This window comes from Streptosporangium sp. DT93 (assembly GCF_049844535.1).
In the GTDB taxonomy this organism is placed as follows: domain Bacteria; phylum Actinomycetota; class Actinomycetes; order Streptosporangiales; family Streptosporangiaceae; genus Streptosporangium.
In genome coordinates this window covers 986,188-1,012,347 of sequence record NZ_JBNCLF010000001.1, presented here as the reverse complement: position 1 = coordinate 1,012,347, position 26,160 = coordinate 986,188, and the positions used below count along the sequence as shown (strand labels likewise).

Below are 26,160 nucleotides of genomic sequence, written 5' to 3'. Positions count from 1 at the left end.
CACGATGTCCGAGCCGCATTCCAACTCGCCGTTCACCGCCGTGTTGCAGCTGCGCCAGGACGTGGCCGTCATCCGCGCCGCGGGGGAGCTGGACCTTGGTTTCGCGCCGGTGCTGCGTGAGCGTTTGTTCCAGGTGAGGGAGCTGCCGGAGGCCCCGTCGGCACTGATCGTCGATCTGGCCGGGGTCTTCTTCTGTGACTCTGTGGGGCTGGGCGTTCTGATCGCGGCGTTGCGCCACAGCCAGGCCACGGGCCTCAGGCTGGTGCTCAGCGGCGTGCACGGCACCGTGGAGCGGGTGTTGTCCCTCACCGGCCTGAGCACCGCCTTCGAGATCCATTCCAACCTGAATGAGGCGTTGCGGGCAGTCGGCCGATCGGACCGGTAGTGCGGTGGTCAAGATCCGGCTCCGCCGACTCAGGCCCCGCGTCTCACAGATGCAGCCGTTTGCGGGCCCGGCCAGGGCGTGGTCGAAGGCGTCCCCGCCGACCTGGTAGCTGGTAGGCCGGCTCCAGCGCCGCGGCGATGCTGACCCGGTGGCCGGCGAAGGTCATCGGCGGCATCAGCGTCCACCTTTTCGCGGTGGGTGGGCAGGGCGGGTCGGGCACCGGGAGGGTCCGGGAAAAGAGGGAGTCATGGCCGATCGTCAGGCGGTGCCCGAGCTGACGGGCGAGGACGATGTGGTGGATCTGCGGCCGGCTCGGCACGCGTTGATCCGCGACCTGTTCGACGAGGTGGAGATGGACCGGGCCCGTGACGTGATCCGCAGGGCCATGGGCAAGGACGGCTGAACGGGGCGGCCGGCCTGACAGGCGTACGGCCCGCGTCCCCGGGTCCGGGAACGCGGGCCGTGCGCGTGAGGCGGGATTCCACCCCCGGGCGCGTGGAGTGAGCTCATCGCCCGGCGCCGGGTGCCGGCCCCCGGAGGGGCCCGGCACCCGGTCCAGGAGATCACCGGTCGGCGCGCAGGGCCTCCACCGGGTGCGGGCCCTCGGTCTCCAGCCGGTACTCCCGGCCGGACTTGCCGCGGTTCTCGTCGATGACGACCTCGCTGGGCGGCTTCTCACCACCCATGATCGCCTCCTGGTACTTCTCGAACCGCTCGTGCATGTCCTGGACGTAGCCGGTGCCGATCGTGGTGGCGTCGATCTGCGTGGCCAGCAGCTCGCGCAGGTAGGCCTTGTTCGGCTCGAAGGTCACCGGCGCGGGCAGCGAGGGCGCCAGGACCTCCTGCGGGTCGCGGGTGTCATGGCGCTTGAACAGCTCGGCGGCGAGGCGCAGGTGCTCCAGCTCCATGTTCAGGTGCAGTTCCCAGACCGCCTTGACCTTCGGGTCGGACTCGGTCTGCATGAACGAGTGGTACAGGTAGCACTCGTTGTACTCGTGGTGGAGCAGCATCTCCCACCACGTCTCACCCGGGTCCACCAGTGACTCGTAGTGGGTGACGTGTTCTTCCTCGATCAGCCCGATCTCCTGGTAGAGCTGGCGGGCGATCGGCTCCATGTAGGTGGGGCCGACGTTCATGTAGAAGTTCATGGTCTGCTGCTCGGCCGCCATGATCGTCAGCGCGTGCAGCTTGGAGATCGGCGCGGTGGCGCTCTTGTCGTAGGGCTCGCGCAGGTTGTCGATCGGATGGCGGTGGTGCAGGTAGGTGGGCCTGCCCGGCATCACCTCGGTCAGGTTGTCGACGATCTTCTCGGCCTTGCGGTGCTCGATCATCTCGTACAGGTTCGCGTAGCGGTACAGGTGGTCGAAGTCCTCCAGGACCCCGAACTGGTAGGCCTGCTTGAGGTAGGGGTCGGGCTCCATCCGCGCCACCCACGCGGTCAGGTCGACGGCGACCTGCTCGTAGGCGATGGTGGTCTCCAGCACCGACGCCAGGCCGGGCAGCAGCCAGTTGACCACTTTCTGCTGCTGGGCCTCGATGAAGCGCACCTGGGCCAGCTGCTGCTTGACGGCCGGGTCGGGGCAGTGCCGGGCGAACTGGTGGCTGAACATGATGGCCTCGACCTCGATGCCGTTCAGCGCGATGATCCGGCACCGGGTGTAGGGGTCGCCGTGGTCGGGATCGATCGGGGTGACGTTCAGCTCACGCCAGTTGCGCAGCTGCCGGTCGAGCGGGATGCCCCGCTCCTGTAGAGGATTGAAGGTCATGCCGTTCCCTTCCTGAAAGACAGTCAGGAGTGTGAGCAAACCCGGGTACCCCCTTTTGTGCCTTCAAACCCGGCAGCGGTCTCACGCTGGGCGCCGACGCCGACTTCCCTCCGCCGACGTCCGTGACGGCGAGCGGATGACGGCCGGGACGTACGCCCGGCCGCGCGAACGAACGGACGGTACACCTCTCACGTGGATGTTTGCCCGTTGGAGAGCGGGTAAGGGCTCGCTCGCAGTCCGACACCCTGGCGGACGTGGCACAGGCGCTCGGACACGGCAAGGAAGAGACGGGACAGGGCTGAGACCGCAGGTGATCATGGCTTTGCCGCCCGGAAGGCCGTGATCACCTTTGGTCCGGATCATGGGAGCGGGTACATGGGTGCTGTTGCGGTGATCGTGGTGGACATGTTGAATCCCTATGACCACGAGGACGCCGACACACTGCAAAAGAGCGTCGAGCAGATCGTGGAGCCCCTGGCGGGATTGATGAGACGCGCCCACCGGCATCCGGACGCCCGGCTGATCGTCGTCAACGACAACCACGGCGATTTCACCGCCACGACCGAGGACCTGCGGCGGCGGGCCCTGGAGGGCCGGCGCCCCGACCTGGTCGAGCCGGTGCTTCCCCCCGACGACTGCGACTTCATGCCCAAGGTGCGCCACAGCGCGTTCTTCGGCACGCCGCTGGAGTACCTGCTGCGCCGCGAGGAGATCGACACCGTCGTGCTGGCCGGGCAGGTCACCGAGCAGTGCGTGCTCTACAGCGCGCTGGACGCCTACGTACGCGACTTCTCCGTCCGGGTGGCCTCCGACTGCGTGGCCCACATCCACTCCGACCTCGCCGAGGCGTCGCTGCGGATGATGGAGCGCAACATGCGCGCCGACCTGCTGCCCGCCGACCACTGCCTGGAATGACGGGTCCTCTCCCCGGGGCGCCCGCCACCGCCGGCCGCGAGTCCCCGGGGTGCCCGCCGCCGGCCGGCAGGTTCCGTGGAGAGCAGTCGCCGCCGACCGGCGAGGGGCCGCCGAGTTTCGCCTTTCCCGGAAGACGACTCACCGTGCCCGTCGGTCACTCGATGACGGAGGCGGCGGTACGGCGTGGCCCGACGTATCGCCACAGGAAGTTGATCAGCACGCTGATCCGGTTCCTCCCGCCCAGCAGGTAGGCCACGTGCAGGCCGATCCACGCCAGCCAGGCCGGCAGACCGTGCATGGTCCAGCCGTTGGACAGCTGCAACACCGCCTCGGCGCGGCCGACCGTCGCCATGATGCCGGGATCGCGGTACTCGAAGGGGGTGGCCGGCCGGCCCTGGGCCGTCGCGATGATCTGCCGGCCCACGTGTTCCCCCATCTGGATCGCGGGCTGGGCGAGCTGCGGCAGCGGGTCGGGCAGGCCCGCGAGGTCACCGGCGACGAAGACCTCGGGATGGGTGCCGACGTTGAGCTCTTGAGTGACCGTGATCCGGCCTCCCTTGCCCTGTGGCAGGCCCCAGTCCGCGACCTCCTCGGGGGCGGTCACCCCCAGCGCCCACACGGTCACGTCGCTGGGCAGCCGGGTGCCGTCGGTCAGCACGACCGCGTCGGGCTCGACCCTGGCCACCGTGGAGCCGAGCCGCATCCGTACCCCTCGCCGGCGCAAAGCGCGATCGGCCGCGGCACGCAACCGGGGTTTGTACGGCGCGAGCACGTGGTCGAACCGTTCGACCAGGGTGACACTCGTCTGCTCGGAGGTGAGCTCGGGGTAGGTCAGCGGGATCGTCCGGCGGCGCAGCTCGGCGAGCGTGCCCGCCATCTCCACCCCGGTGGCGCCGCCGCCGACCACCACGACGTGGGTGCTCTCGCGCCGGCCCGTCGCCGTCTCCTCCAGGCCGCGCTGCAACCGCTCGCGCAGTGTCACCGCGTCACCGACCGAGTAGATCGGCAGCGCGTTCTCCTCGGCCCCCTCGACGCCGAGCCAGTTCGTGGTCACTCCGCTGGCCAGCACCAGGTAGTCGTACTCCAGGCTGGTGCCGTCGTCGAGTTCCACGCGCCGCTCGCCGGGACGCACCTTGGACAGGCCGGCCCGCCGGGTGCGCACGTTGCGGTACCGGGCGGCGAAGGCCCGGACCGGGAACGACACGTCACCGGGGGCGACGCCGGCCGTCGCCACCTGGTAGAGCAGGGGCTGGAACGTGGTGTAGGGGTTGTGGTCGACGAGGGAGACGCGGGCGCCTCCCCGGGCCAGCTCCCGCGTGGCGGCGAGACCGGCGAAGCCCGCCCCGACGACCACGACGTGGGGTGCTGTGGCCTGTGTGTTCCGAACCATTGACGAGACGCCTCCCCGATGTGGACGTTGAGGGGTTTTCACGACGGCACCGCTACCCCGGCGAACGCGTCGATACCCGGGATCGGCCGGCGGTTTTCCCTCGGGCAGCCGGTGTACGGGGTGCCCTCGCCCGCCGCCTCGCCCTGCCCTGCGGGCCGGAGCCGATCGGAGAGACCGTGAGGAAACAGGGCGCCGGCCGTTCACGGCCCGTGAGGGCGGAACGACCGGCGTTCCGGGTGCCGTACCGGACTCGGCGCGGTCCGCCGCCCCCGCCGATTCGGTCTACACCCGTCCCGCGGATCGATCCGGCTCCGGGAGGAAGGGACACGGTTTTCCGTCGGGATCCCGGGACATCGGCGGGGACGAGGACCGGCCGTCCTGGGGAGCGGGTCAGCCTTCCACGCCGGTCGCCTCGTGCGGGGCGCCGACGGGTTTGGACTCGGGCGATCCGCGCTGGCGCAGGTAGACCGAGAGCACGACCATCGACAGGACGGCCAGGAACTCCGACTGCCAGTTCTGCAGGGTCCGGTTCCAGAAATCGGCCGACAGGGCGTACTCCCCCCAGCTGACGGGATCCTGCAGCTGGGCGAGTTGGCGGGCGTTGTAGGCGGCCGTACCCGCCACCGACTGCGCCAGCCACGACAGCACGAAGATCAACCCCATGATCAGGCCGAGAGAGCGGCCGTACAGACCCTGACGCAACCCGCCCACCCTGGCCCAGACCGGACTGTCCGCGTCCGCGTGGCGGCCGATCCTCTGCTCGGCGTCGCTTTCCTCCCCCTGCTCGCCCGGCTTCTTCGACTCCGGCGAGCCGCGCTGCACCAGCCAGACCGTGGCCAGGATGAACAGCAGGAACTGCAGGTACTCCGACTGCCAGTTCTCCGCCACGTCGACGGCGAAGTCGGAGGAGGTGACGTACGCCGGCCACGACAGCGCCGTCCCGCCCTCGGCGAGCCGGTCGGCGTTGGCGGCGGCGTTACCGGCGAAGGACTGCCCGACCAGGGCCAGCACGAACGCGGCCAGGAAGAACAGGCTCAGGGCGTTGTCCCTGACGAAGCGTCTCACCGCGATCCTCCCCTCCTAGCGTTGCAGCAGGCCGATGACGAAGAAGCAGACCAGCCCGACCACGATGATCGTCACGGTGGTGATGAACATGAGGCGCATGTCAGGTGCTCACCTCGCAGTCGTAGGGCAGGTCACCGCGAGGGACGCAGCCCGCGCCACGGATCCGCCACCCCTGGGGGAAGCGGTGCAGGAACACGGTGTCGTCACTCAGCCGCACCCGGGCCTCATCCCCCCAGACCTCGGTGACCAGTACCCGCCCGCCGGGCAGGTCGAGCCCGCCGATGGAGGTCACACAGCTCTGCCCCCCGGCGCGCAGGCTCTCGGCCGCCTCCGGGGCCAGCAGCGCGCAGGCCCGCTCCACCTGACGGCCCTGCACAGCGGCGTAGAAGTCCTGCGCCGCCCGCGCAGCGGGCGGCGCGGCCGCCGAGGCGCATCCCGCCACACATGCCAGCAGCACAGCCCCGGCCGCGACCGCCGACACGTCATGGAATCTCATCCCTCGCTCCTGCCCCACCAAACCGTGGTTATCACATCGTGGCCCGCCGGTGCGTGCGACACGTCACGACGTGTCCGGCCGGGGTCGTCCACCCGGCGGCCCGTCTCGGCGTCCGGCACGACGGTCTCCTCGCCCTCGCCGCCGCTTCCGCCCTCGGCTGTGATGCCCCGCGTGAATCCCGTACGGACTCCGTTCGCCGTGCGGCACCGGCCATGTTTTCCCTCGGACGAGCCGGGTACCCGGCCCCGTGAACGTCCCGGCCTCCTGTGTCCCGGCACGGGACGGCGTCCGCCACATCGAAAGCCCGTCCCTCGATCGGCCCGTCTCCCTCGCGTTCGCGGACGTGGAGCGTCGACCGGAAAGGAAGCAAGCTCATGAGCAGTCCCGCCCCCCGGCCGCTGGCACTCGTCACCGGAGCCTCCAGCGGCATCGGGTACGAACTGGCCAAGCAGTTCGCGCACAACGGCTTCGACCTCGTCGTCACCGCCGAGGACGAGGGCATCGAGGAGGCCGCCGACTCGATGCGGGAGCCGGGCGTGCAGGTCACCGCCGTCCGCGCCGATCTCACCGAGTTCGCCGAGGTCGAGGAGCTGTACGCCCGCGCCACCGCCCTGGGCCGGCCTCTGGAGGCCGTGGCGATCAACGCGGGCGTCGGGGTGGGCGGCGACTTCACCCGCCACACGGATCTGACCGCCGAGCTGAAGCTCATCGACCTCAACGTCACCTCCTCGGTGCACCTGGCCAAGCGCGCGCTGGCGGACATGGTCGGCCGGGGACGGGGCCGCGTGCTGTTCACCTCCTCCATCGCGGCCACCATGCCCGGCCCCTTCGAGGCGGTCTACGCCGCCTCCAAGGCGTTCCTGTTCTCCTTCTCCGAGGCGCTGCGCGAGGAGCTCAAGGACACGGGTGTCACGGTCACCGCCCTGCTGCCCGGCCCCACCGACACCGACTTCTTCCGCCGCGCCGGCATGCTGGACACCAAGGTCGGCGCCGGCAGCAAGGACGACCCCGTCCAGGTCGCCGAGCAGGGGTTCAAGGCGCTGATGGCGGGCGACGACCACGTCGTGGCCGGTTCGGTCAAGAACAGGTTGCAGAGCGCCGCCGCCAAGGTCGCGCCCGAGACCGCCAAGGCACGCATGCACCGCGCCATGGCCGAGCCCGTCGGCGACGACCGCGACGGCACCTGACGACCTCTGACGACACCCGGGAGGAACCCCGCGCCGTGGCCGTGGCCGACGAGAGCGTTTTCTCCCGGGGAGTGCGGGCAGCCACAGGATCATGCCTGAACTCGACGACACACTGTCCTTGCTGCTCGAAGGCTATGGCTGGTTGCCGAATCTGCGCCGCCGCACCCCCGGCGGGGTGGTCCGCACCCGGCTGATGGGCCGGCGCGTGGTGGGCCTGTGCGGGCCGGAGGCCGCGCGGTTCTTCTACGACGAGGACCACCTCCGGCGTGATACCGCGCTGCCGGAGATGGTCATGAGCACCCTGACCGGGCACGGCGCCGTGCACACCCTCGACGGCGCCGACCACCGCCTGCGCAAGGCGATGTTCACGTCGCTGATGACCGGCCAGGGCGTCGCGGCCCTGACCGGCCACACCATGGCCGCGTGGGACGAGGCGGTGGCCTCGTGGGCCGACGGGCGCCAGGTGGTGCTCTTCGACGAGGTCGCCAAGGTGCTGACCCGCGGCGTCTGCCGGTGGACCGGCGTCCCCCTGGACGACACCGGCGTGGAGGACGCGGCCGGCGACCTCCTCGCCATGGTCGACGGTTTCGCCACCGCCGGACCACGGCACTGGCGGGCCCGCGCGGCCAGAGGGCGCCGCGAGGCGTGGCTGGCCGCCCTGGTACGGGACGTGCGCCGCGGCGCCCTTCCGGTACCGGAGGGTTCGGTGGCCGACGTTGTCGCCCACCATCGCGATCCCGGCGGCGAGTTGCTCGATCCCCGCGTGGCGGCGGTGGAACTGCTCAACGTCATCCGCCCGACCGTGGCGGTGACGTGGTACGTGACGTTCGCGGCTCATGCCCTGCACCGCTGGCCCGAGCACCGCACCCCTCTGCGCGGCAGTGACGGCGAGGGGTCCTTCGCAGAGATGTTCGCCCAGGAGGTCCGGCGCTTCTACCCGTTCGCCCCCTTCGTCGGCGGCCGGGCCGTCAGGGACCTGTCCTGGCGGGGAGAGCCGATCGGTGCCGGCTCGCTGGTGTTGCTCGACATCTACGGCCAGAACCACGACCCACTGCTGTGGAAGAAGCCGTACGCCTTCGACCCGCAGCGGTTCGACGGCCGGCGGATCGGCGACTTCGACCTCATCCCCCAGGGCGGCGGGGACCCGCGCACCGGCCACCGCTGCCCCGGCGAGCCCATCACCGTCGCCCTCCTGCAGGCCCTGGCCGTCCGGCTGGCACGGCTGGACTACCACGTCCCCGACCAGGACCTCGGCATCCCCCTGCGCCGGATCCCGGCCCGCCCGGCGAGCGGGTTCGTCCTCACCCTCACCCGTCCCGCCGGGAACTGACCACACCGGCCCGGCCGTCGCAGCGCGACGCGGATCTCGCGGCAGGTCAGGACGTAAGGAGCCTGCCGCCGAATCCGGCGCGGAGAAGAGCCTGACAGGCGTCATGGACCTCTCTCCCAGGGCCTGTACGAAATTCTGATCTTCAGATGGGTCGAAGGCCTCGAAGCCACAGGACGGCTCCGATTTCGCGCGTTCCTGCCGGCTGTGCCGTTCCCGGTTCGGCCGCCGGGGAAGGCGCGACGGCGCGTGCCCCGGAGGTGGGGCACGCGCCGTCGGACGTCGGGAGGGACCGTCAGGAGATGGTGAGTGTGCCGTTCGGGTTACGGGCGCACGTGATGACCGTCCGGGACGCGGCCGCGAGGGCGCCGGTCAGGCACTGGCCGAGGACGGCGTGGCCCGCGGCGTTGGGGTGCCAGGCCTCCTGGCAGGTCTGGAAGTAGGTGACGCAGGTGTTCGCCGCCTTCTGGACGCGGATCTTGTCCCAGCCGGACAGGCTGGTGACGACGTTGCCGTTCGGCGACTCCTGGATCCGGACCGGTGTGGCGAGCGCGCCCGACGGGCTGCCGGGGTTCTCGCAGAGGCGGGCGCCGTCGAAGGCCTTCTGGACGTCCAGCACGCGCAGGTCGGCTCCCGGGCGTTCGGCCGCCAGCGTGTTGTAGGAGTTCCTGACCAGGGAGCCGAGGTTCTGGGAGAACACGTGCCCGGGGGCGAGGCTGGCGCGGTGGATCGGGCAGCCGGCGGCGTACCGCTCGGCGCCGAGGGCGCGGAACTTGTCGCGGGTGTCGCTGCGGTTGTCCTCCTCGCGGTACTCCGAGACGACGTCGAGCGGCAGCGGGTTGGTATAGGTCTGCAGGACCACCTGGTGGACGCCGTCGGCGTCGATCTGGGCGAGGGTGTCGAGGATCTGGCGCAGGGCTGCGGTGGTCTCGGTGGTGGCCGCGGCGACCTCGGCGTCGGAGGCCAGGTCCGAGACGGTGCAGGGCTCCTGCGGCACGTCGCCGCCCAGGTAGGCCCAGAACTCCCACCAGCCCGTCCAGGCGTCGGCGATGAAGCGGTTGGCGCACAGCGTGGCCACGTCGCCGAAGGTGAACTGGCTGTTGTTGGAGCCGAGGCCGATGAGGACGACGTCGATGTCGTGGGTCTGGGCGACGGCGCGCAGCTGGTCGAGCTGCGAGGCGACGGAGCGGCCCTTGGGGCGGGAGTTGGAGGCGTTGGCGATGTCGGTGGGCTGGCCGCCGGAGCACGCGAGGTTGAAGCGGTCCTGGACGTTGGGGAACGACGCCTTGAACAACGAGGCGTTCGCCGACCGGTGACAGAAGTAGGCGTTGTTGTTGGCCGCCGACCAGCCGGGGAAGGACTGTGCCGTTCCGGAGACGTCGACGACGGGCTGGTAGGCCCCCGCACCCTCCCCGCTGATGAAGCTGTCGCCGAGCGCGACGGCGGCGGTGGGCAGGGCCGCCTGTGCCACCCCGCCCTGGACGACCTGGATGCCGACCGCGCCGACCAGGAGCGCGACCATCGCGGCCGCACGCCGAAGAACCCTCACAACAGCCTCATTTCCTACTAAACTTACCTGAAATACCGGATGGGTAGATCACAACATGCCGCGCCGATGGCGTCAATGTCTCCATACGGCCCGACCGTTTCCCCTAAGAGATCGCGTCTTGAGCTGATCGTCAAGCATGCGTTTGTTCGCCCAGGTCGGACGTCCGGAGATCGGGCGAGGCCCGGCCGGAAGGGTGGGGTGGGGGCCGTCCGGGGGCCGGGAGCGCGGGCCGGAAGCGCGGGCCGGGAAGGCGGGCCGCGCGTCCCGCGACGCCTCCCGCCGGCACGGCTGACGACTTTCCGGACGCCTCCCCGACCGCCGCGTGAAATTTTCAGACCTCCGCTGAATTCTTCGCGTCCAGAAGCAGGTCAGCGACGGGCCTGGGGAAACACGCTGTACACGTGCGCGAAACAGGCCAAACATGGGAGCGCTCCCGCACGGGTGCTCCTTTCATGGAGGCGTGAAGATGAAGACACTACGGTTGTGGGCCCTGTCCACGGCGGTCGCGCTCCTCGCGGCGATCGGGGTGACCCTCACCTCCGCCACGGCCCACGCGGCGATCGCCTGCTCCGTGACGTACGCCAAGACCTGGGACGGCGGAAGCGGGTTCGGCGCCAACATCACGATCAAGAACCTGGGCGACCCGGTCGCCGCGTGGACGCTGACCTACGCCTGGCCCGGCAACCAGAAGGTCGACCAGGGCTGGAACGGGAACTGGACCCAGTCGGGCAGGAACGTGACGGCGACCGGCCCGTCGTACGCCCCGGGGCTGGCGTCCGGAGCGAGTGTCACCATCGGCTTCAACGGGAGCTACAGCGGCACCAACGCCGCCCCCACGACGTTCGGCGTCAACGGTGTGACCTGCGGGGGACCCTCGAACCCCACGCCCACCCCTACCCCTACTCCCACCCCGACGCCCACCCCGACGCCGACCCCCACGCCGACCCCGACGCCGACGCCGAGGCCCGGTGACGCGCAGGCCGTCGTGACCGCGATGCAGCCCGGCTGGAACCTGGGCAACTCCCTCGACGCCACCGGCGCGGACGAGACCTCGTGGGGCAACCCGCGGATCACGGCGGCGCTGCTCGACAACATCAGGGCGCAGGGCTTCAACAGCATCCGGATCCCGGTGACCTGGGGCCAGCACCAGGGCGGGGCACCCGGCTACACCGTCGACACGGCGTACATGAACCGGGTGAAGGAGGTCGTCGACTGGGCCCTCGCCGACGGGTTCTACGTGATGATCAACATTCACCACGACTCGTGGCAGTGGATCAACACGATGCCGGCCGACCGGGCGAACGTCCTCGCGCGGTACAACGCGACCTGGACCCAGATCGCGAGCACGTTCCGCGACTCCTCGGCCAAGCTGGTGTTCGAGAGCGTCAACGAACCGCAGTTCACCGGCAGCTCCGGTGACGCCCAGAACGCGACGCTGCTGAACGAGCTCAACACGTCCTTCCGGACCGTCGTGCGCCAGTCGGGCGGCGACAACGCGAGCCGGCTCCTCGTGCTGCCGACCCTGCACACCTCGGCCGACCAGGCCAGGCTGGACGAGCTGGCCGCCACGTTCACCGCGATGAACGACCCCAACCTCATCGCGACGGTCCACTTCTACGGGTACTGGCCGTTCAGCGTGAACGTCGCGGGCGGCACGCGCTTCGACGCCGCCGTCCAGCAGGACCTGACCGGCGCTTTCGACCGCGTTCACACCACCTTCGTGGCCCGCGGCATCCCCGTGATCATCGGCGAGTACGGCCTGCTGGGCTTCGACCGGCACACCGGCACGATCCAGCAGGGTGAGAAGTTGAAGTTCTTCGAGTTCCTCGGCCACTACGCGCGTACCAAGAAGCTCACCACCATGCTCTGGGACAACGGCCAGCACTTCGGCCGGACCTCGTTCCAGTGGTCCGACCCCGAGCTGTTCACGCAGATCAGGTCGAGCTGGACGACACGCTCGGGTACGGCGTCGTCGGACCAGGTGTTCGTCGCGAAGGCGTCCGCCATCACGAGCAAGACGCTCACGCTGAACCTGAACGGCGCCTCGTTCGTGGGAATCCGCCAGGGGAACACGGAACTGGTGCGCGGCACCGACTACACCGTCTCGGGCGACCAGCTCACGTTCACGGCGTCCGCGCTGACCCGCCTGGTGGGCTCACGGGCCTACGGCGTCAACGCGACGCTGTCGGCGCGGTTCTCCCAGGGTGTTCCGTGGCGGATCGACATCGTCACCTATGACAGGCCCACGGTGCAGAACGCGAGCGGGACGACGGCCTCCTTCTCCATCCCCACCGCGTTCAAGGGTGACAGGCTCGCCACCATGGAGGCCAGGTACGCCGACGGCACCAACGCCGGCCCGCACGACTGGACGTCGTTCAAAGAGTTCGACGTCGCGTTCGCGCCCGACTACGCCGCCGGCGCCATCACGCTGAAGCCGGCCTTCTTCGCCGAGGTCAACGACGGCTCACGGGTCACGCTCACCCTGCACTTCTGGAGCGGCACGACCGTGACGTACAACGTCACCACATCCGGGAGCACGGTCACCGGCACCACGGGCTGACCGGGCGGGTTCCCGCCGGGCCACGACCCGGCGGGACACCGTCACAGCGGGACACCGTCACGGCGGGACACGGTCCGGGATGCCGGGGAGCGGTATGCCGGACCGTGGCCCGCCGGAGCGGGAGGTGCCCGCCGCGCGGGGACGGGACCGGAGCCCCGCGCGCCCGCTCAGGGCAGGGACAGGGGGAGTCCCAGGGCGGTGAAGTGGGCGGGGTCGACGAACGAGACGATCTCGGCGATGCGTCCCTCGCGCAGGGTCATCACGTTGACCGACCAGGCGAGGTGCGCGCCGGCCTCCTCGTTCCACAGGTAGCCGGCCACCGCGGGCTGGCCGTTGGCGCTGGCCGGCAGGTGCCGCCAGTGCCCGCACGCGTCCAGCGGGACCCGTACGGCGAAGTCGGTGACGGCGTCGAGGCCGCGGTACCAGTGCGGCATCGGCGGCATCGACCAGGTGACGTCCTCGGTGAGGAGCGCGACCAGGGCGTCGGCGTCGCCCTGCTCCAGCGCGGTGGAGTAGCCGGTGACGATCTCCCGTACCCGGGCGTCGTCGATCCGGCGCAGCGTCCGCTGCTGGGTGACGGAGGGCACCTTCTCCGCGACGATCCTGCGGGCCCGCGCCAGGGCGGAGTTCACCGACGTGACCGAGGTGTTCATCATGGTGGCGATCTCGGCGGCGGAGAAGCCCAGGACCTCGAAGAGCAGCAGCGCCGCCCGCTGGTTGCCCGGCAGGTGCTGGCAGGCGGCGACGAAGGCGAGTTCGACGGCCTCGCGCTGCTCGTAGCGGGCGCCGGGGCCGGCCGGGCCGGAGGCGAGTCCCGTGTCGGGGTAGGGGCCGAGCCAGGCGACGTCGGTCAGCGGGACGTTCGGGGTCACGGCGCGGTCGCTGGAGGGGCCGAGGTCGATGGGCAAAGCCCGCCTGCCGCGGGTCTCGACGACGTCCAGGCAGACCCGGGTGGCCACGGTGTAGAGCCACGAGCGCAGCGAACCGCGGCCCTCGAAGCGGGCGAGTCCCCGCCACGCCCGGAGCAGGGCGTCCTGCAGGGCGTCGTCGGCGTCGTGGGAGGAGCCGAGCATGCGGTAGCAGTGGGCGTGCAGCTCCCGCCGCAACGGCCGGACGAGACGGGTGAACGCGGCGTCGTCCCCGCCGCGCGCGCGGGCGAGGTCGGGATCCTCGGCGCCCTCCGCGGCCGTTCCCACCGGACCCGAGGGCTCCCCGGCCGCTCCTGCGGGACCCGAGGTCTTTCCCGCCGTCCCCGCGGGCCCCGAGGTGTCCCCGGCCGTCCTCACGGGACCCGGGATCTTCGCGGGTTGCCCGGAGTCCGCGAGCTGCCCGGAGTCGGCGGAAGAAAGTTCGCTCACGAGCGACGATTCTGCCCTACGGCCGAGGTCTTCCCTTGTACGGAACACCACGGCACCGTTTCTGGAGATGTTCATGGACAGTAAGACGACCGTCACCGCCGGATCCCTCAGGGTCTCCGACGCCACGCTGTACTACGAGGTGCGCGGTTCGGGTCCGCTCGTGGTCCTGGTCGGCGCGCCGATGCACGCCGTGTCCTTCGCACCGCTGGCGGACCTGCTCGCCACCGACCACACGGTGCTCACCACCGACCCCCGGGGTGTCAACCGCAGCACGCTCGACGACCCCGAACAGGACTCGACCGCGCCGATGCGCGCCGACGACCTCTCCCGGCTGCTGACCCACCTCGACGCGGGCCCGGCCGCGGTGTTCGGCTCCAGCGGCGGCGCCGTCAGCGCGCTGGCGCTCGCCGTCGCCCACCCCGCGCTGGTGCACACCGTGATCGCGCACGAGGCTCCGCTGAACGAGGTGCTCGACGACCGCGAGGAGCGCCACGCCGCGGTCGAGGACATCGTCGCCACCTACGCCTCCGGTGACGTCGGGGGCGCGTGGGCCAAGTTCCTGAAGAACGCCAACATCGAGATGCCCGAGTTCGACGAATCCGAGGACGCGCCCGCGTCCTCGCCCTCGCCGGAGGCCCTGGCCCAGGCCGACCCCCAGCAGGCCGTGGACGAGCGCTTCTGGTTCCTGCACGAGATGCGCGGGAGCACCGGCTGGAAGCCCGACATCGCCGCCCTGCGCGACGGGCCGGTCCGCATCGTGGTCGGTGTCGGCGAGGAGTCGGCCGGCCAGTTCTGCGACCTGACGTCGAGCGCGCTCGCCACGGCGCTGGGCACGAAGCCGACGCTCTTCCCCGGCGGTCACATCGCCTTCACCGAGATCCCGGACGTCTTCGCCTCCAGGGTGCGGGAGGTCCTGCGGGAGAACTGAACGAGGTCCCGCGGGAGGTCCGGAGGAGATCCCGCGGAGGGCCTGAGCGGGAGCGCCTCGCGCTCGTGCACGGGGAGCGGGGGCGGGGACCGGGCAAGGGGGCCCCGTCCCCCGTCCCCCGTTCCCCGTCCTCTCAGGCCTCTCAGGCCTCTCCGAACACCATCGGGGCACTCTGGGGCGCCCCCGGGCACCGTCAAGCACCTCCGAACACCATCGAGGGCCCCGGGCACATCGGACACCCTCAGGACACCCTCGGATACCGTCGGGCGCCTCCGGACACCCTCCGGCACGTCCGAACACCCCGGGTACGTTCAGGCATGTCCGGAGACCCTCAGGACGTCCTCGGACACCTTCGGGCGTACACGGAAGGGTCCCGGCCGCTTCGCGAAGCGGCCAGGACCCTTCCGTGTACGCGTTCTCACGCGTTTCCGTGCATTCACGCGCGTTCCTCGAAGAGGAAACGAATGTCGGCCCGCAATGTTTCCATTCAGGTCTTCTCCATTCAGGTGTTGCCCTTTCCCGCCTTCTCGATACCGCATTTTCCGGCACGATTTTCCCGGGGCAGGATTTTCCGTTCCGGGATTTCTGCCCGGACTTTCCTGACCGCTTCCGCCGAGTGGTACGGGAGTCGAACGCCGGCGCGGCCGATGTGACGTTCCGCTGCCGCTCAAAGCCTCGTCGTGACATGTCGGCATACGCGGTCCGGGGCCGGAGACCTCGTTCATCTCCCCCGTCACAAACGCATCTCCGGTACGGGGTTCATACGGAACCTCACCACGGGGATATTGACGGACCCGCCGCCGGAGTGGACCGTCGGAAGGCCGGGAAGGTGACGGTACGCCCCGTGGCGCGGGGTCGCTCACCTCACCGGTCGCAGGTTCGCCCAGCATACGGAGAACCGATTCATGACGGGGTACATGCCGATCCTGAAGGGCCGGGCCGGCGATTTCCTGGCGTTGGGGAAGGTCGCCGAGGAGCTTCGGCCGTTCATTCGGGCACTGGTCGAGGTGATGCCCGTGGAACGAAAACGAGGAGAAGAAGGACGGACGGTGCTGCAGAGCGTCGCCGCTTTCGAAGAACGCGTGGAAGGACACCTTTCCGCCGAATGTGATCTCGTGGTGGACTGCGGGCCGCTGCTCGACAGATACGGGCATCCGCACGCGTGCGGTGCCATGACGATGGTGTCGAACGTCATGGAGAAACTCGGCCGCCGGATCATTCCGGTCGTGAGACCGACGGATCGGGACTGCGAGTTCCGGGACGCGGGACACGCCGCGAGGCGCCACGGCCGGGGCGTGTGCCTGCGCGTGCCCTGGCCGGGGTCGCGGGCCCGCGTGGAGGGCTCCCGGCTGTCACGCCGGATGGAACACGCGAACCTGAGGTTCACCGACGTCGATCTCGTGATCGACCTGTGGGCGGTCGACTCCGACGCGCTGCTGAGAAGCCGTACCGCCGACGCCCTCACGGCGCTCGCCTGGGCGAGCCGGTTCCCGGTGCGTTCGGTCACCGTGGCCGCCGGGGCGTTCCCGAAGGATCTGGGAACCGTGCCGTTCGGCGCGCCGACACCCGTCCTCCGGTCGGACGCCGCCCTGTGGAGAACCGTCACGGCCTCCCGTCCCGGTGTGTTCTACGGGGACTACGGCGTGTCCAGCCCCCGGGCGGAGCGGCGGAACCCGCATCCCGAACTGCGGTACACGTTCGACGACTACTGGTACGTCTACCGGTGCGAGCGGGGTGACGGGCCGGGCGCTCTCGGGGGGTTCGAGGATCTGTGCAAGGCGGTGGTCACCGACTTCCGGCCGGCGCGGGGAGCGGTGTCCTCGTGGGGTGATCAGGAGATCGAACGGTTCGCCGCCGGACGGCCGTTGCTGCCGAGACGGCCGGGATCGTGGCACGCCTGCGCCATGTCCCACCACATCGCCACGGTGGTCGACCGGCTGAGACGTCTCGAACGCCCCTGACCCCGCCCCGGCCACCAGAGGCGCCGGAACCACTGAAGCCGCCGGAGGCGCTCCGGACGGCTCCACCCCGGTTCACCCGTCGAACCACCTCGGACGGCACCTCCCAGGCTCACCCGCCGGTCCCTTTCGGCGCGCTCACCTCCGGCCCGGACGCCGGACCGCCCCGTCCCAAGCGTCGTGGGGATCAGCGGGAACGCGGGAGCCGGAGGCGTCCCGGGCTTCCCTGGCGAGGATGCCCTCCATCCACCCCACCGCGGTGGCGGCCACCTGGGTCAGCCGTTCGTACAGGTGCTTGTCGAGCTCCTCGCGACCGGTGTGGAACCTGTCGTGGTTGAGCTCCCGGCCGACCTCGCCGATCCGCTCGACCAGGGCCGCCAGCTTCGCCACCTCGACCAGGTGGGGGTTGGAGGGGTCCAGGACGTCGTCCTCGGCCTGGCGCCGCAGGCGCTCCCGCTCGACCTCGGCCAGGGCGCCCTCCAGGCGTGACCGGCGCGCGTGACCCGCCATCGTCTCGACGATGAGCTCGGCGACCTCCCGGGGCCGTTCGGCGTCGAGGATCTCCAGGTAGAGGGCGTGCTCGTCACCGTCACCCCCGGTGATCGCCCAGGTGCCGTCCTCCCTGGCGTCGTCGTTGCCGTCTCCCGGGACGACCCGCCAGGTGGCGGGGTCGGCGGACCCCGGCTGTTCGCGCGTGGGAACCACGGTGACCTCCTGCTCGTGTTTCGCGGATGGGGCGGTCGTGCGTGAGCTGGTCTCCCATCGTGCCGGGCCGGGTGATCGAAGGCGCCGGAATCGCAGGAACGGCCGGATCCGTCCGAACGCGCGGCCGCCCGCGACGGGCCGAATCTCTCTAAACGCGCGGCCGCCGTGACGGGCCGGATCGGCCTGGAGGCGCGGCCCCCGTGACGGGCGGATCACCGAAAACTTTTCCGACCCGTGAGACCCGCCACGACCGGTCCTCATCTGGGAGAACGACGGGGGTGCGAGGCGGGCCGCCGTTCCTCCGGCGGCGGCGGACCGGACGGGACGCTTGACCGGAACCTTTCTCCGGGAGTAAAAGTGCGAAAAGAGTTGGATAGCGCTTTCCCACCCTTCGTCCTGGAGCGGCGGCGGAACCACCCTCGGGTGCTCCGCCGCAGGTCCGGCCATGTCCGGCGCCCTCCGCCAGGGGGTGACGGGCACGGCGGGACACCGCCTGACGGACATCGCTCGCCGGGAGCCACCGGCGGCGGCACGTGACCGCGCGACGCGGCCGCGCCGCCGACGGCGGCCCACCCTCCCGGCGTGAGGCCATGGTCCGGCCGGACCCAGCAGGTCCCGGCCGGCACCGACCCGACCGGAGGTTCCACAGTGCGAAGAAGGAAAGAGCCCCGCACCGGCTCGCTGCTCGTCGCGATCATGATGACCGTCATGGCCGCGGTGCTCGGCGCGCTGGCGCTGCCCGCGCTGCCCAGCGCGTTCGCCGCGACGTTGTTCACCGACAACTTCGAGGACGGTGACTCCGCGGGCTGGACGAAGTCCGGGGGGAGCTGGTCGGTGACCACCGACGGTTCCCGGGTCTACCGGCAGTCCGGCACCGGCGCGGACTCCAGGGCGATCGCCGGCACCGGATGGTCGAACCAGGCGGTGCAGGCGCGGGTGAGGCCGATCACGTTCAACGGCGCCGGACGGTACGCCGCGGTGCTGGCCAGGGCGCAGAGCACCGGAAACTACTACTACCTCGGGCTGAGCAACGCGGGTTCGGTCGTCCTGGGCAAGCGGGCCGGCGGCGGCTCGACGGTCCTGGACACGGCTCCGGCCACCGTGACCGCGGGCACGTGGTACACCGTCAGGCTGGAGGCGTTCGGCTCCACGCTGCGCGGCTTCGTGAACAACGTGGAGGTCGTCTCGGCGACGGACTCCACCTTCGCCTCCGGCAAGGCGGGCCTGGCGGGCTACTACACGAGCGCCTCGTTCGACGACGTGCAGGTGACCGACGTCGCCGGCCCGAGCGAGCCGACGCCCACCGTCACCCCGACGGTCACGCCCACGATCACGCCGCCCCCGGGCTCGTGCAACACCTCGGGCTCGCCCGTCGGGTTCGCCTCGGTGGACGCCTGGGGTCAGAACGGCACCACGGGAGGCGCCGGCGGACCGACCGTCGAGGTCGACACGGCCGGTGAGCTGATCTCCGCGATCGGCCAGAGCGGTCCGCTGAACGTCTGCGTACGCGGGATGGTCACGGTTCCGGCGGGGATGTACAACGTCAGTTCGGACAAGACGATCGTGGGCATCGGCGCCGACGCCGGCATCAGCGGCGGCGGGCTCAACGTCGGTCTTCCCCTCGACAACTCGGCCACCTCACCGCCCGCGAACGCGGTGAACAACGTCATCATCCGCAACCTGTCGTTCCGGAACGCGAACGACGACTCGATCAACGTGCAGATGTTCTCCCACCACGTCTGGATCGACCACAACGACCTGGCCGACGGCTACGACGGGCTGCTCGACATCAAGCGCGGCTCGTCCTACATCACCGTGTCGTGGAACCACGCGCACGACCACAGCAAGAACATGCTGCTCGGCCATGACGACAGCAACGGCGCGCAGGACGTCGGCCGGCTGAAGGTGACCTACCACCACAACTGGTTCGACGCGACGCCGCAGCGCAACCCGCGCGTGCGGTTCGGCGAGCCGGTGCACATCTTCAACAACTACTACTACTACAACACCGACGTCGGGGTGGCCTGCCAGGCCAACGCCGGCTGCCTGATCGAGGGCAACTACTTCGAGCGGGTCGAGTACCCGGCGTCGAACAGCTACGCGGGCCCCTCCGGCCGGTGCGTGGCGCGCAACAACGTGCTCGTCGACTCGGGCGAGCCCGAGTGCAGCGGCAGCGTGCAGGAGGCCAGCTCCTACTACGGCTACACGCTGGAGAACCCGAACTCGGTGAAGGCGAGCGTCACCGCCGGAGCCGGGGTCGGGAAGATCGGCGGCTGACCCTCCGTACCGGGGTCCCGGCGGGCGGCCGTTTCGGGCGCCCGCCGGGAGCCCACCGGGACGTACCGCCCGCCGGGAGCCTGACGGAACGCGACGCCCGCCGGAGCCCGACAGGACGTGCCACCCGCCGGAGCCCGGCGGAACGTGCCGGCCGGGCGGCGGTCAGGCCGGGTCGCCGCCGCCGCGCAGGTAGCCGACGATCATCTCGCCGACCATCCGGCGCTGCCGGGCCCGGTGTTCGGACGCGGTCATGTCACGGCCGAACAGGGCGCCGAAGGTGTGCTGGTTGGCCACGCGGAAGAAACAGAAGGCGCTGATCATCATGTGCACGTCGATGGCGTCGGCCACGGTGACGAAGTCCCCCCTGGCCGTACCGGCGTCGAGGATGCGCTCGATGATGTCGAGCACCGGCGTGCCGAGGTTGATCAGCGCCTCGGACTTGCGGATGTGCTCGCCCTGGTGGATGTTCTCGATGGAGACGAGCTTGATGAAGTCGCGGTGCGCGTCGTGGTGGTCGAAGGTGAGCTCGGCCAGGGTGCGGATCGCCTCGATCGGGGCCAGGTGCTCCACGTCGACCGCGCGCTCCACCTCGCGGACCTCGGCGTAGGCCTTCTCCAGGACCGTGATGTAGAGCCGTTCCTTGCTGCCGAAGTAGTAGTAGATCATGCGCTTGGTGGTACGCGTCAGCGCGGCGATCTCGTCCACCCTCGCCCCCGCGTACCCGTGCTGCGCGAACTCCCGCTGGGCGACCTCAAGGATCTCCGCCTTGGTGCGGTCGGCGTCGCGCCGGCGTTCCCCGGTGGCGGGCTGCGAGGTCATCCGCCCATATTAGTGACCGCCCGCGTGCTGGGCGGCGAGGCGGATCGGGGCGTTGACCGCGCCGTATCCCCGGTAACCGCCGATCCGCTGGACGATCTCGAAGAAGACGCGTCCCAGGGTGACGGTGTAGAGGTGCAGGAACTCGCCGTCCGCGTCGCGGTCGTAGAGCACCCCCAGCTCCCTGAGGCAGGGGTCCACGTCGTGACGGGCCTCCAGGTCGTCGTAGTAGTTGCCGGGGATCGGCAGCAGCAGTTCCGGGTGGTCGGCGCGCAGCCTGCGGGCCGTGGCGAGCAGGTCGTCGCAGGCCAGCGCGACGTGCTGCCAGGGGACGTCCCCCGCGCCGACCCGGGCGAGGTTGAGCACCAGCCGTACCACCCGGCCGGTGGATCCGCCCGTCGTTCCCGGGCCGGACGCGGCCGGCGTGCCTGACGTATCGCGGGCGCCGGACGCGGTGGGCGAGGTGGGCATGCCGAGCGCGGTGGACGCGGTGGGCATGCCGGGCGCCGTGGACGTTCCGGGCACGGCGGAGGTGCCGGGAGCGGTGGACATCGCCATGCTGCGGAGCAGGCCGTAGGGGTCGGGCAGCTCCAGGCTCTCCTGCGGGCGCAGGCCGAGCACGCTCCGGTAGAACAGCGCCGCCTCGTCGAAGTGGTGCCAGGGCTGGGTGAGGGCCACGTGGTCGATGTGGGTGATCGTCCCGGTGGCCGTCGTGCCCGGGACGGGGTCGGCGGGCCGTTCCGGCGTTCCGCCCTGGACGGGGCCGGGCCGTTCCGGGGTCCCGTCCGGGGCCGGGTCACCGGGCCGTTCCGGGGTCCCGTTCGATGTGAAGTCGCCGCGCCATTCCGTACCGCAGAAGAAGATCTCGGTGCCGTCGGGGGCGGCGATCGCGTCCAGCGGCGCCTCCCGCGGGGCGCGCTCGCGCGGCAGCACCGGCGAGAGCAGCGAGCCGGCGTGCTCGACCGCGCGGGCCGGGTCGGGGCTGTCCAGTCCGAGGCTGACCAGGGCGGGTTCGTCGCCGGTGACGTTGACCAGGAGCCGTGCCTCGCCCTGCTGCCACAGCTCCACCGGCTTGCTGGGGTGCGAGCCGGCGGGGGCGAAACCGAGCGCGGTGAGCACGCCGCGCAGGGAACCGGTGGCGGTCGCGGTGCCGGTGGGAGTCGCGATGGCGGTGCCGGTGGGAGTGGCGGTGCCGGCCGCGGTGGCGGTGGCGGTGGCGGTGTCGGAGAGTTCGGCGAAGGCGTACCCGGTGGGGACGGCGGGGTGCGCGGTGCGGTCGAGGGCCTGTTCGAGGGCGATGAGCGAGCGCCGGCCGTCCCGGGCGGTACGGGCCGCGTCGGCCTGCCGGAAGTGGTCGTTGAACACCTCCAGCGACAGCGGCCCGGTGTACCCGGCGTTCAGCACGTTGCCGACCAGCCCGGCCAGGTCGAACCCGCCCTGGCCGGGAAAGCAGCGGTAGTGGCGGCTCCACTGGAGCACGTCCATCGCCAGCAGGGGCGCGTCCGCGAGCTGGAGGAAGAAGATCTTCTCGCCGGGGATCGCCTCGATGCCGATCGGGTCGGAGCCGCGCGACAGGATGTGGAAACTGTCCAGGCAGGTGCCCAGGTTCGGGTGGTCGGCCAGGCGCACGATCCGCCAGGCGTGCAGGTAGTCGTTGACGTGCCGCCCCCAGGCCAGCGCCTCGTACGCGACGCGGATGCCGTGCTCGGCGGCCCGCTCGGCCAGTGACCGCAGCTGGGCGGCGGCCAGCCCGTCGTCGTCGACCGCGGCGGGGGAGACGTTGGAGCAGACCAGCAGCGTGTCCGCGCCGAGCCGTTCCATCACCTGGAACTTGTGCTCGGCCCTGCGCAGGTCCGCGGCGGGCATCGCCTCGAAGTCGCGGAACGGCTGGTACAGGTCGATCGACAGTCCCAGGTCGGCGGCGCGGAGCCGTACCTCCTCCGGGGAGAGCGGGCAGGCCAGCAGGTCGTTCTCGAAGATCTCGATCCCGTCGAACCCGGCGGCCGCGATCGCGGCCAGCTTCTCCGGCAGCGTGCCGCTGACCGACACGGTGGCGATGGACGTGCGCATGGCTCCCCCTCAGGTGTCGACGAGCTCGGTCAGGTGGGTGAGCATCCGGCCCGTGTCGGGGGTCCGCCCGGTGAACAGGTGGAAGGCGTGCGCCGCCTGGAAGACGACCATGCCGGAGCCGTCCAGCGTCCGGCAGCCCAGCGCCCGCGCCTGCCGCAGCAGCTCGGTCTCCAGCGGCCGGTAGACGATGTCGGCCACCCACAGGTCCCGCCGGAGCAGCGAGGCGGGCAGCGGCAGCCCGGGGTGTCCCGCCATGCCGGTGGGCGTGGAGTGGACCAGCCCGTCCGCGCCGGCCAGCAGCCCCGGCAGGTCGTCCTGGGGGGCCGAGGCCGCCCGCCCGTCCCCGAAGCGCCCGGTCAGCTCGGCGGCCAGCGCCGTCGCCCGCGCGGGGTCGGCGTCGACCAGGGTGACCCGGCCGGCCCCCAGGGTGAGCAGCGCGTGCGCGACCGCGGCGCCCGCGCCCCCGGCGCCGAGCTGGACGATCCGCTCGACCGGCGCGTCCGGCAGGCCGCGGGCGAAGGACTCCTTGAAGCCGGTCCAGTCGGTGTTGTGGCCGATCGCGCGCCCGGAGTCGAAGACCACCGTGTTGACCGCACCCAGCGTCCCGGCGTCCGGCGAGAGCTCGTCGAGGTGCGGGATGACGGCCTGCTTGCACGGGTGCGTGATGTTGAGGCCGTCGTAGCCGAACCGGCGGGCCGTACGGACCAGGTCTCCGACGTCGGTGCCGAGGACGTCGGTGTCGAGCAGCCGGTAGACGTAGCGCAGTCCGTGGTGGGCCGCCTCCCGCTCGTGCAGCGGCGGGCTGAACGAGGGGCCGATGCCGGAGCCGATCAGTCCGGCCAGGAACGAGGTCATCGATTCTTCCTTCCCGGCGCGCGTGACGGGCGCGCCCCATGACCGCTTCCCTGCAATGTACGAACTAGTGAGTTAGGTATAACGTACGCCGCGATCGAAGTGAAGAGGTCCTTGACAGGCGACGTCGCCGCCAGCAGCATTACCGCAGCGCTAATTAACTATCTAGTTCGTAAACAGTAGGAAACGCCACCCGGGGGGACGGCCGGACCACGCGTACCGAAGGAGTCATCGTGACCGACAGCTCACCCGATGTCCCACAGGGCACGCCGCGCAAGGCGGCCGTCGCCGCCTGGATCGGCAGCGCCCTGGAGTACTACGACTTCTTCATCTACGGCAGCGCCGCGGCCCTGATCTTCTCCAAGGTCTTCTTCGACGACTCCGACCCGGCGACCGCCACCCTGCAGTCGCTGGCCAGCTTCGGCGTGGCGTACGCGGCCAGGCCGGTGGGCGCCGTCATCCTCGGGCACGTCGGCGACCGGTTCGGCCGCAAGAAGATCATGGTGTTCACGCTCATGCTGATGGGCGTCTCGACCTTCCTCATCGGCTGCCTGCCCACCCGCGACCAGATCGGCGGCCTGGCGCCCGTGCTCCTGGTGCTGCTGCGGGTCCTGCAGGGGCTCTCGGCCGCGGGCGAGCAGGCCAGCGCCAACTCCATGACGCTGGAACACGCCCCCGCCGACCGGCGCGGCTACTTCACCAGCTTCACCCTCAACGGCACGCAGTTCGGCCAGATCCTGGCGACGCTCGTCTTCATCCCGGTGGCGGCCCTGCCGGAGGAGCAGCTGCTCAGCTGGGGCTGGCGGATCCCGTTCCTGCTCAGCGTGGTCGTCGCGGTGGTCGGCTGGATCATCCGCAGGAGGCTTGAGGAGACCCCGGCCTTCGAGCGGGAGGTCGCCCGGGGAACGGTGCCCAAGATGCCGCTGGCGGTGCTCTTCCGCGACCACTGGAGCAGCGTGCTGCGCGTCATGTGCGCGGCCCTCATCGCCACCGTCAGCACGATCTTCACCGTCTGGGCCCTCAACTACGCGACCAGCGACGAGATCGGGCTCGACCGGGCCACCATGCTCTGGGTGAGCATCGCCGCCAACACGGTCGCCCTCGTCGCCATCCCGCTGTGGGCCATGCTGTCGGACCGCATCGGCCGCAAGCCCGTCTTCCTCATCGGAGCCGTCGGCAGCCCCATCATGATCTTCGCCTACCTCGCCGCGATCAACTCCAAGAGCTACCCGCTGGTGTTCGCCACCGGGATCCTCACGCTCGGCGTCGTCTACAGCGCCTCCAACGGCATCTGGCCGTCCCTGTACGGCGAGATGTTCAGCACCCGCGTCCGCCTGTCCGGCATGGCGATCGGCACCCAGATCGGCTTCGCGATCGCCGGCTTCGCCGTCGCCTCCGCCGCCGGGATCGTCTCCCCCGAGGGCTGGCTGGGCCTGCGCGGATGGATCGGGGTCGGCGTGTTCACCGCGATCCTCTGCGCGATCAGCGCGATCGCCGTGGCCACCACCCGCGAGACGCACCGCGTCCCCACGGAGGAGCTCGGTCTCGGCGAGCGCGAGCTCGCGGGCGACGTGCGCGGCTGACCGAGGTCCCGCGGAGCGCGCACCGCGGGGACAGGGGAGGAGCACCGCGGAGACGAGCGTCGACCGGCCCGTCTCCGGCCCGGTCCCGTGATCTTTTCACGGGACCGGGCCTTCGTCGTCCCGACCGGTGGTCGGTGGCGGGTGGCGGGTGGGCTGTGGCCGGTGGGCTGTGGGCAGTCCAGGTGGGCGATCCGAGCCGGACGGCCGGTTCGAGCGGTCGGTCCACACGAGCGGTCCGGGAAGCCGTCCGCGTCACCGGTCCGGGAAGCCGTCCGTATGACCGGTCCGGGAAGCCGTCCGTATGACCGGCCTGGATGGCCCCATCCCATGACCGCCCTGGGAAGCGATCCCCACGGCCGGTCCGGACGACCCGCCTCCTCACTCGGACAGGCGTCGCGATCGGACGAGCGACGCGATCGGACGAGCGACGCGATCGGACGAGCGACGCGATCGGAAAAGACGGAGCTCCAATTCCTCGAAGCAGATGGCCGGTCGGGCGATGTCCCAATGACAGGAAAGCATTCATATCCGTTTGTTATGAGATGGCAGGCCACCCGGAGAGCGAAACCGTTTCGTGACCATCGGCTCGCGGTAGCCGTCCGGCCGGTGCCGGAAAGCCCGACGGAGAGTGAACATCCGGCTCTCGCCAGGTAAATGACGGTCCGACTGGAAACATGAAGGTTGATCCGAAACCCGGAGACGGCTGAGCTCCCCGGAGACCGGGTGGTACGTTCGCCCACGAGAGACCAGCAGGTGAGAGGCACCCCGGGTTTCGGACAGCCTTTATGGCGCCTTAGGTGTTAATTAAAACCCGATAACCATAAGTGCCGATTACTGAGCCCTTTACCTTCCCAATAGATCACGGTCAGTCTAATATTTGGACCTATGTCATGGCATGCAGGTGATTTCCCAGATCGACAGGCTGGGTCCTTCGGCCGTGGCAACGCCTCCCCTGGAAACGATTCCGAGCGGG

Annotated in this window: 20 protein-coding genes; 10 read left to right on the top strand and 10 right to left on the bottom strand. The window is 70.6% G+C overall.

Going from position 1 to position 26,160, the window contains the following annotated elements; genetic code table 11:
- Positions 1–4: 4 nt before the first annotated feature.
- Entirely contained in the window at positions 5–385 is a 381-nt protein-coding gene (locus ACLQ2R_RS04910; protein ID WP_425958058.1) for an STAS domain-containing protein, read from the top strand.
- 247 nt (positions 386–632) lie between these two features.
- Positions 633–788 carry a hypothetical protein gene (locus tag ACLQ2R_RS04905; RefSeq protein ID WP_425958057.1) on the top strand — a complete coding sequence of 52 codons (156 nt, stop codon included), beginning with the start codon at positions 633–635 and terminating at the stop codon, positions 786–788.
- Between the two features lie 160 nt (positions 789–948).
- On the opposite strand, the gene ACLQ2R_RS04900 is transcribed toward ACLQ2R_RS04905, so the two are convergent.
- The gene (locus ACLQ2R_RS04900) at positions 949–2,151 is read right to left on the bottom strand and encodes a hypothetical protein (RefSeq protein WP_425958056.1); all 1,203 of its coding nucleotides are present in this window, start codon (positions 2,149–2,151) and stop codon (positions 949–951) included.
- 375 nt (positions 2,152–2,526) lie between these two features.
- Between ACLQ2R_RS04900 and ACLQ2R_RS04895 the strand changes: the two genes are divergently transcribed.
- Positions 2,527–3,066 (top strand): cysteine hydrolase family protein, encoded by a 540-nt coding sequence (locus ACLQ2R_RS04895; RefSeq protein ID WP_425958055.1) that lies wholly within the window; start codon positions 2,527–2,529, stop codon positions 3,064–3,066.
- 154 nt (positions 3,067–3,220) lie between these two features.
- Here the strand turns inward: ACLQ2R_RS04895 and ACLQ2R_RS04890 are convergent, their stop codons facing one another.
- The 3 genes from ACLQ2R_RS04890 to ACLQ2R_RS04880 all read right to left on the bottom strand — a co-directional run bounded on the left by ACLQ2R_RS04890 (position 3,221) and on the right by ACLQ2R_RS04880 (position 6,017).
- Positions 3,221–4,456, bottom strand: a complete 1,236-nt coding sequence (locus tag ACLQ2R_RS04890; RefSeq protein ID WP_425958054.1) for an NAD(P)/FAD-dependent oxidoreductase — start codon at positions 4,454–4,456, stop codon at positions 3,221–3,223.
- 390 nt (positions 4,457–4,846) lie between these two features.
- Complete coding sequence (locus tag ACLQ2R_RS04885) at positions 4,847–5,521, bottom strand: DUF6766 family protein (RefSeq protein WP_425958053.1); 675 nt, start codon at positions 5,519–5,521, stop codon at positions 4,847–4,849.
- A 100-nt stretch (positions 5,522–5,621) separates the two neighbouring features.
- Positions 5,622–6,017 carry a hypothetical protein gene (locus ACLQ2R_RS04880; protein ID WP_425958052.1) on the bottom strand — a complete coding sequence of 132 codons (396 nt, stop codon included), beginning with the start codon at positions 6,015–6,017 and terminating at the stop codon, positions 5,622–5,624.
- Between the two features lie 374 nt (positions 6,018–6,391).
- On the opposite strand from ACLQ2R_RS04880, the gene ACLQ2R_RS04875 reads away from it, so the two are divergent.
- Both ACLQ2R_RS04875 and ACLQ2R_RS04870 read left to right on the top strand, forming a co-directional pair.
- Entirely contained in the window at positions 6,392–7,204 is an 813-nt protein-coding gene (locus ACLQ2R_RS04875) for an SDR family NAD(P)-dependent oxidoreductase (protein WP_425958051.1), read from the top strand.
- A 91-nt stretch (positions 7,205–7,295) separates the two neighbouring features.
- Positions 7,296–8,534, top strand: a complete 1,239-nt coding sequence (locus ACLQ2R_RS04870; RefSeq protein WP_425958050.1) for a cytochrome P450 — start codon at positions 7,296–7,298, stop codon at positions 8,532–8,534.
- Between the two features lie 292 nt (positions 8,535–8,826).
- Here the strand turns inward: ACLQ2R_RS04870 and ACLQ2R_RS04865 are convergent, their stop codons facing one another.
- Complete coding sequence (locus tag ACLQ2R_RS04865; protein ID WP_425958049.1) at positions 8,827–10,080, bottom strand: hypothetical protein; 1,254 nt, start codon at positions 10,078–10,080, stop codon at positions 8,827–8,829.
- Between the two features lie 466 nt (positions 10,081–10,546).
- Between ACLQ2R_RS04865 and ACLQ2R_RS04860 the strand changes: the two genes are divergently transcribed.
- Positions 10,547–12,640: a cellulase family glycosylhydrolase gene (locus ACLQ2R_RS04860; protein ID WP_425958048.1), complete on the top strand. Its 2,094-nt coding sequence runs from the start codon at positions 10,547–10,549 to the stop codon at positions 12,638–12,640.
- A 167-nt stretch (positions 12,641–12,807) separates the two neighbouring features.
- Here the strand turns inward: ACLQ2R_RS04860 and ACLQ2R_RS04855 are convergent, their stop codons facing one another.
- The gene (locus ACLQ2R_RS04855; RefSeq protein WP_425958047.1) at positions 12,808–13,998 is read right to left on the bottom strand and encodes a sigma-70 family RNA polymerase sigma factor; all 1,191 of its coding nucleotides are present in this window, start codon (positions 13,996–13,998) and stop codon (positions 12,808–12,810) included.
- 73 nt (positions 13,999–14,071) lie between these two features.
- Here ACLQ2R_RS04855 and ACLQ2R_RS04850 point away from each other — a divergent pair, with 73 nt between their 5' ends.
- Complete coding sequence (locus ACLQ2R_RS04850) at positions 14,072–14,926, top strand: alpha/beta fold hydrolase (RefSeq protein ID WP_425958046.1); 855 nt, start codon at positions 14,072–14,074, stop codon at positions 14,924–14,926.
- Between the two features lie 905 nt (positions 14,927–15,831).
- Positions 15,832–16,887, top strand: coding sequence for a beta family protein (locus ACLQ2R_RS04845; RefSeq protein ID WP_425958045.1), 1,056 nt, complete (start codon positions 15,832–15,834; stop codon positions 16,885–16,887).
- Positions 16,888–17,022: 135 nt separating this feature from the next.
- Here the strand turns inward: ACLQ2R_RS04845 and ACLQ2R_RS04840 are convergent, their stop codons facing one another.
- Complete coding sequence (locus ACLQ2R_RS04840; RefSeq protein ID WP_425958044.1) at positions 17,023–17,589, bottom strand: hypothetical protein; 567 nt, start codon at positions 17,587–17,589, stop codon at positions 17,023–17,025.
- A gap of 648 nt (positions 17,590–18,237) precedes the next feature.
- On the opposite strand from ACLQ2R_RS04840, the gene ACLQ2R_RS04835 reads away from it, so the two are divergent.
- Positions 18,238–19,866 carry a family 16 glycoside hydrolase gene (locus tag ACLQ2R_RS04835; protein ID WP_425958043.1) on the top strand — a complete coding sequence of 543 codons (1,629 nt, stop codon included), beginning with the start codon at positions 18,238–18,240 and terminating at the stop codon, positions 19,864–19,866.
- A 162-nt stretch (positions 19,867–20,028) separates the two neighbouring features.
- Here the strand turns inward: ACLQ2R_RS04835 and ACLQ2R_RS04830 are convergent, their stop codons facing one another.
- The 3 genes from ACLQ2R_RS04830 to ACLQ2R_RS04820 are packed head-to-tail and all read right to left on the bottom strand — an operon-like array spanning position 20,029 to position 23,607.
- Positions 20,029–20,685 carry a TetR family transcriptional regulator gene (locus ACLQ2R_RS04830; protein ID WP_425958042.1) on the bottom strand — a complete coding sequence of 219 codons (657 nt, stop codon included), beginning with the start codon at positions 20,683–20,685 and terminating at the stop codon, positions 20,029–20,031.
- A 9-nt stretch (positions 20,686–20,694) separates the two neighbouring features.
- Positions 20,695–22,752, bottom strand: coding sequence for a TIM barrel protein (locus ACLQ2R_RS04825; RefSeq protein ID WP_425958041.1), 2,058 nt, complete (start codon positions 22,750–22,752; stop codon positions 20,695–20,697).
- Positions 22,753–22,761: 9 nt separating this feature from the next.
- A complete protein-coding gene (locus ACLQ2R_RS04820) occupies positions 22,762–23,607 on the bottom strand; it encodes a shikimate dehydrogenase (RefSeq protein ID WP_425958040.1) in 846 nt (281 codons plus the stop codon).
- Between the two features lie 230 nt (positions 23,608–23,837).
- Between ACLQ2R_RS04820 and ACLQ2R_RS04815 the strand changes: the two genes are divergently transcribed.
- Positions 23,838–25,187, top strand: coding sequence for an MFS transporter (locus ACLQ2R_RS04815; RefSeq protein WP_425958039.1), 1,350 nt, complete (start codon positions 23,838–23,840; stop codon positions 25,185–25,187).
- Positions 25,188–26,160: the final 973 nt, after the last annotated feature.